Origin of the sequence: Pseudomonas sp. (assembly GCF_035277045.1) — a bacterium.
Classification (GTDB): domain Bacteria; phylum Pseudomonadota; class Gammaproteobacteria; order Pseudomonadales; family Pseudomonadaceae; genus Aquipseudomonas.
In genome coordinates this window covers 1-6,318 of sequence record NZ_DATELE010000197.1, presented here as the reverse complement: position 1 = coordinate 6,318, position 6,318 = coordinate 1, and the positions used below count along the sequence as shown (strand labels likewise).

Below are 6,318 nucleotides of genomic sequence, written 5' to 3'. Positions count from 1 at the left end.
CGCGCCGAAATTGCCGTCATTACCCTGGCCCCCGAGCCCCACCACCTGGTGCGCACGGTCCCGATCTGGGAAGACGCCCTCGATTTCGTGGCCGCGCCCGAGCATCCGCTGGCCAACAACAGCTCGGTCAGCCTGGCCGACGTGGCGCATCACCCCGCGGTGTTCCCGGGCGGCAATACCTTCACCCACCATATTGTCCAGCGCCTGTTCGAAAGCCAGGGCCTGACGCCGAACATCGCCATGAGCACCAATTACCTGGAGACCATCAAGATGATGGTCTCCATCGGCCTCGCATGGAGCGTGTTGCCCCGGACCATGCTCGATGAGCAAGTCGCATCCATCGCTTTGCCCGGCATACAACTGTCGCGCCAGCTAGGCTACATCCTGCACACGGAACGAACGCTCTCCAACGCCGCCAAAGCCTTCATGACCCTGCTCGACAGCCATGGACGGCCCGGCTGACCGGCCCGCATCCGCGGCATCATTTCGAAGGGCGTGGTATCCGTCAAAGGTCTGGTATTGATGTCGAAAACAGCACATCGTCTAACGCGACTGCCGCGCATCCACGCGGCCGATCCCCAAGAGTCCGAGCAGACCTGGCAAAACGCTCCACAGCTATTGGTCGCCCTCAACGGCGCGCGGCTAGGGGCCTGGCTGTGGGACATCGAAAGCGGGCGGATCAGTTGGTCGCGGGGTACCCAGGCACTGTTCGGATTCGATCCTGACACGCCCCTGGCCGAGGATATCGACTACCTCGACCTTCTCCCCGAGGACGACCGCCCGCGCACGCGCCAGGCCCTCGACGCGGTAATCAACGGCGAGCCGGTGGAACGCGCCATGCGCCACCGCATCCGCTGGCCCGACGGCAGCCTGCACTGGCTGGAGATCAATGGCAGCCTGACCCGCGACGCGTCGGGGCGGCCGCAGATGATGATCGGGGTGATCCGCGAGATCACCCGCCAGCGCGAGCGGGAAGCGGCGCTGATCAACTCGGAAAAACGCTTCGCCACCCTCTTCCACCTCAGTCCCAACGTGATCCTGCTGACGCGCCGCGAGGACGGCATGATCTTCGAGGTGAACCAGCACTTCGAACACATCCTCGGCTGGCCGGGGTCGCAGGTGATCGGCAAGACGACAGTGGAGCTCGGGCTGTGGGTCAACCCGTTGCAGCGCCAGCAGGTACTCGACGCCACCTGCGGCAACGGCGGCCCGGTGATCCTGGAGGTGCAGTTTCGCGGCAGGGGCGAAAAGATTCACGATGGCATCCTGAGTACCCAGAGCATCGACCTGCAAGGGGTGACCTACCTGCTCAGCACCTATGTCGACACCAGCGAGCGCAAGCGCGGCGAGCAGGCCCTCAAGGAAAGCCAGGAGCGCCTGGACCTGGCGCTGGACTCGGCGCAGATGGGCACCTGGGACTGGCACATTCCCAGCGGCATGCTCTACGGCTCGGCCCGCGCCGCGGAGCTGCACGGGCTGAAGCCGGTGCCCTTCCACGAATCGTTCGAGGCATTCTTCGAAGGCGTGCCCGAGCAGGAGCGCGAGTCGATGCGCCAGACCTACCGCAGCCTGCGCGAGGGGCCGGCCGGCAATTACCAGATCACCTACCGCATCCAGCTCGAGGGCGGCGCGTCCCGCTATATCGAAAGCCGCGCGAGGCTGTACCGCGACGAGCAGGGCAACCCGCTGCGGATGGCCGGCACACTGCTGGAGATCACCGACCAGGTTGAACGCGAACAGCGTCTGAGCGCTTCGGAAGAAAAGTTCGCCAGCCTGTTCCAGGCCAGCCCCGACCCGATTTGCGTCACGCGCCAGGACACGGGCCGGTTCATCGAGGTCAACCCTGCGTTCAGCCAGACCTTTGGCTGGAGCGCGGCGCAGGTGATCGGCCGCACTGCCGAGCAGATCGGGCTCTGGGCAGAGTCGGCCGCGCGCGCCCAGCGCATCGAACAGGTGATTCGTGAGCAGGCGTTGAGCAATGTGGCGGTGGTGGTCAATCACAGCAGCGGCATGCCGCTGACCTGCGTGATTTCCAGCCGCCTGATCAGCGTCGACAACCAGCCGTGCAGTGTGACCACCCTGCGCGATATCACCCAGCAGCAACGCGCCGAAGCCGCGCTCAAGGCCAGCGAGGAGAAGTTCGCCAAGGCCTTTCACTCCAGCCCCAACGCCATCACCATCACCGAATGCCAGAGCGGGCGCTACCTGGAGGTCAACGACGGCTTCTGCCGGCTGACCGGCTACAGCGCAAGCGAGGTGGTGGGGCGCACGGTGCGTGAGCTCGGCATCTGGGCCGACGAAAAACAGCGCGATGCCTTGCTCAGCGAGCTGGCGGACCGTGGCCGCGTGCATCATCGCGAGATGCTCGGGCGCACCAAGCGCGGCGATGTCCTGACCGTGGAGGTATCGGTCGAGCCGATCAGCCTCAACGAAGTCGATTGCCTGCTGCTGACCGCCCGCGATGTCAGCCAGCTGAAGAACGCCGAGGCGCAGATCCGCCACCTGGCCTACCACGACCCGCTGACCAACCTGCCCAACCGCGCCCTGTTGATGGACCGCCTGAGCCAGCAGATCGCACTGCTCAGGCGTCATAACCAGCGCGGCGCCTTGTTGTTCCTGGACCTTGACCATTTCAAGCACATCAACGATTCGCTCGGGCACCCGGTGGGCGACGCGGTACTGAAGATCATCACCGCGCGGCTCGAGGCCAGCGTGCGTCTCGAGGACACCGTGGCGCGACTGGGTGGCGACGAGTTCGTGGTGCTGCTCGGTGGACTCGAGGGCAGCCGCGAGGCCGTCGAGGGACAGGTCCGCGAACTGGCTGACACCCTGCGCAAGCTGCTGGCCGAACCCATGTCGCTGGATGGCCAGCGCCTGCAAGTCACGCCGAGCATCGGCGTGGCGTTGATTCCCGACCACGGCACGACCCCCGCCGACCTGCTCAAGCGCGCCGATATCGCCCTGTACCGGGCGAAGGACTCGGGGCGCAATACCACGCAGCTGTTTCACACCACCATGCAGAAGGCCGCCAGCGAGCGCCTGCGCATGGAGAACGACCTGCGCCTGGCGCGGGCCCGCGGCGAGCTGGGACTGCACTTCCAGCCCCAGGTGGATGCGCGCGACAACCACATCATCGGCGCCGAGGTGCTGTTGCGCTGGCACCATCCGGAGCTGGGCCAGCAGCCGCCGTCGCAGTTCATTCAGGTACTGGAGGAAAGCGGGCTGATTCTCGAAGTGGGCAGCTGGCTTCTCGATGAAGCCTGCGATGCCTGCGCCGGCCTGCTGCAGGAACGGCTGATCGACGCCGACGCGTTCAGCTTGTGCGTGAACATCAGCCCCCGGCAGTTTCGCCAGAACGATTTTGTCGAACGGGTGCTGCGCAGCCTGGACGACTATCGCCTGCCCCGGCACATGCTCAAGCTGGAGATCACCGAGGGCATCGTCATCCAGAACCTTGAAGACACCATCAGCAAGATGCGCGAGCTCAAGCGCTATGGGGTGAGCTTTGCCATGGACGACTTCGGCACCGGATATTCATCGCTCACCTACCTCAAGCGCTTGCCGGTGGACGCGCTGAAGATCGACCAGTCGTTCGTGCGTGACGCCCCGGTGGACCCCAACGACGCCGAGATCGTCCGCGCCATTGTCGCCATGGCGCGCAGCCTTGACCTGACAGTGATCGCCGAAGGGGTCGAGTTGACCGAGCAGCTGGAGTTTCTGGAGCGTCAGGGGTGTTATCTGTATCAGGGCTATCTGCACAGCCGGCCCCTGCCGCTCAAGGAGTTTCGGCAGATGCTGCTGGAGGTGCCAGCGGACTACTAGCGACCCGCCACAAAAAAGGGCGCCCTCGGGCGCCCTCTTCTCTTCAGCAGGCTCAGCTCAGCGCTGGCTTGTCCGAGCTGATCGGAATGCGCTTGGCCTTGGCCTCTTCCGGCACGATGCGCAGCAGGTCGATGCTGAGCAGGCCATTGGACAGGCCCGCGGCCTTGACCTCGATATGGTCGGCCAGGCGGAACGACAGCTTGAAGGCACGCTGGGCAATGCCCTGATGCAGGTAGGTGACGCTCTCGGCGCTGGCATCACGCTTGCCGCCGGTGACGGTCAGGACGCCCTTCTCGACCTGCAGGTCGAGGTCCTGTTCCTGGAAGCCGGCTGCGGCCACGACGATGCGGTAGTGGTCATCGCCATGCTTCTCGACATTGTAGGGTGGGTAGCTGCTGCCTGCCTCGTTACGTGCCGCGGACTCGAACAGGTCGTTGAAACGGTCGAAGCCGACGGAATGACGGAACAGAGGTGCAAGGGAAAAAGCGGTGGTCATGGTACATCTCCTGAAATTCAGCGAGTGAGTGATTCCGCGACCCGAATTCGGCATCGCGTATCAAACAGATATGTCCCATCAAGCGGTTTTCAAGCGGGGGATGCAAAAAAATGCGCTTGTCTGCGGGGGGCAAAGACAGTTGCTCCCACAGGGGGGTTGTCCAGCACCCTGAAACATCCCACAAGACTCGCGATGCTTCCTGGAACATCCCACAGGAATTGCCAACACCCCACAGAAGTGAAGCGCCTACGGCATCCTCAGCAATTCACTGATCCGCGCGCAGTCTTTCTCGCGCCGCACCTCGGCGAACAGCTCCACCGCCTCGGGGTAGCCGCGGGTCAACATCCCCAGCCATTGCTTCAACCGTCCCGGCGCGTACCGCGGCGACAGCTTGTCCTGCGCCTGGCGCCAGAAGTCCTGCAACAGGGGCAGCAAGGCGCCCCACTCCAGCGGCTGGTATTCACGCCCTTCACGCGCCGCCGCGATCTGCAGCGCCAGGTCAGGCCGCGATACCAGCCCGCGCCCGAGCATGATGTGCTCGGCACCGCTCACGGCGCGGCAGCGCTGCCAGTCTTCGACGGTCCAGATCTCGCCATTGGCGAACACTGGCACCTTGACCACGTCCTGCACCCGCGCCACCCATTCCCAATGCGCGGGCGGCTTGTACCCATCGACCTTGGTCCGCGCATGCACCACCAGGTGATCAGCCCCGCCCTCGGCCAGCGCCGTGGCGCATTCCAGGGCGCCGTCCGGGCTGTCGAAGCCCAGGCGCATCTTGGCGGTCACCGGGATATGCGCCGGTACGGCGCGGCGCACCTCGCGCACGATGGCGTGCAGCAGCTCCGGCTCCTTGAGCAGCACCGCCCCGCCGCGCGACTTGTTCACCGTCTTGGCCGGGCAACCGAAGTTCAGGTCGATCACCGGCGCGCCCAGCTCACAGGCCAGCACCGCGTTTTCCGCCAGGCACACCGGGTCCGAACCCAGCAGCTGGACTCGCATCGGCACCCCGGCCGCGGTGCGCGCGCCATCGCGCAGCTCTGGCGCCAGCTTGTCGAACTGCGACTCAGGCAAGAGGCGGTCACAGACCCGGATGAACTCGGTGACGCACCAGTCGATGCCACCCACCCGGGTCAGGACGTCGCGCAGGATGTTGTCGACCAGCCCCTCCATGGGGGCCAGGGCAATTTGCATGGCAGAAGAACCGCTTGGAAAAAAAGAGGCGAATGCTACCAGAAGCGTGGCGGGTTTATCGGGCCTCTTGGCGGGCAAGCCGGAGCGCCTTTCAAACCCCTTGCAACAACGCCTGCCCATACCCCTCGACAAACTCCACCGGCATCCGCTTCGGCTTGCCTGTGGAAAGCTCGATGCAGACGAACGTGGTCTGCGCGCGCAACAGCGTCGCGCCGTCGCCGGGACGCTTGAGCTGAAAGCGGCGGGTCATGCGCAGGCGCTGGTCCCAGTCGACGATCCAGGTGGCGAGCTGGAGCTCGTCATCCTCGTAGCCGGCAGCGAGGTAGTCGATCTCGTGGCGCACGACAGCCATGGCGCGGTCGAGGCGACGGTATTCGGTCAGGTCCAGGCCAAGGCGCTGGGAGTGGCGCCAGGCACAGCGCTCGAGCCAGGTGACGTAGACCGCGTTGTTGGCGTGGCCGAGGCCGTCTATGTCTTCGGCGCCGACGCGAAGGTCGATGATGAATGGCGTTGCCAGGTCCCAGCTCATGCCCGCTCCCTTGAGTGATGAACGCGCGGAGTGTAACGCAAGCTCAGGCAGATTGCCGGGCCGGCACTACCGCGCGCGCCAGCAGCTCAAGCACAGCGTCTCGCAGGCGTGGGTCGGCCAGCACGCGCTGGTGACCGCCTTCCTCGAGCACCAGCAAGCGACTGTCGAACCAGGCCTTGTGGATGATCGGCGCCTCGGTGGCAGGCACCAGCGCATCGTCGCTGGCATGCACCACCAAGCCCGGGATGTCGAGCTGATAGCCGCTGACATCCAGCCTGGC

6 protein-coding genes are annotated in these 6,318 nt (G+C 65.1%); 2 read left to right on the top strand and 4 right to left on the bottom strand.

Annotated features, from left to right (window positions below; translation table 11 throughout):
• Together VJS90_RS11200 and VJS90_RS11195 are read left to right on the top strand one after the other, a co-directional pair.
• The coding region (locus VJS90_RS11200) for a LysR family transcriptional regulator substrate-binding protein (protein WP_324121721.1) at positions 1-462 on the top strand (462 nt) is incomplete at its 5' end.
• A gap of 60 nt (positions 463-522) precedes the next feature.
• Positions 523-3,822: a PAS domain S-box protein gene (locus tag VJS90_RS11195; RefSeq protein WP_324121720.1), complete on the top strand. Its 3,300-nt coding sequence runs from the start codon at positions 523-525 to the stop codon at positions 3,820-3,822.
• A gap of 52 nt (positions 3,823-3,874) precedes the next feature.
• Here the strand turns inward: VJS90_RS11195 and VJS90_RS11190 are convergent, their stop codons facing one another.
• The 4 genes from VJS90_RS11190 to VJS90_RS11175 all read right to left on the bottom strand — a co-directional run.
• Positions 3,875-4,318, bottom strand: a complete 444-nt coding sequence (locus VJS90_RS11190) for an Hsp20 family protein (RefSeq protein ID WP_324121719.1) — start codon at positions 4,316-4,318, stop codon at positions 3,875-3,877.
• Between the two features lie 246 nt (positions 4,319-4,564).
• Positions 4,565-5,509 carry a tRNA dihydrouridine synthase gene (locus VJS90_RS11185; protein WP_324121718.1) on the bottom strand — a complete coding sequence of 315 codons (945 nt, stop codon included), beginning with the start codon at positions 5,507-5,509 and terminating at the stop codon, positions 4,565-4,567.
• A 91-nt stretch (positions 5,510-5,600) separates the two neighbouring features.
• The gene (locus VJS90_RS11180; RefSeq protein ID WP_324121717.1) at positions 5,601-6,038 is read right to left on the bottom strand and encodes a thioesterase family protein; all 438 of its coding nucleotides are present in this window, start codon (positions 6,036-6,038) and stop codon (positions 5,601-5,603) included.
• 43 nt (positions 6,039-6,081) lie between these two features.
• Positions 6,082-6,318, bottom strand: a 237-nt coding sequence (locus VJS90_RS11175; RefSeq protein ID WP_324121716.1) for an alpha/beta fold hydrolase, incomplete at its 5' end; no start/stop codon positions are given.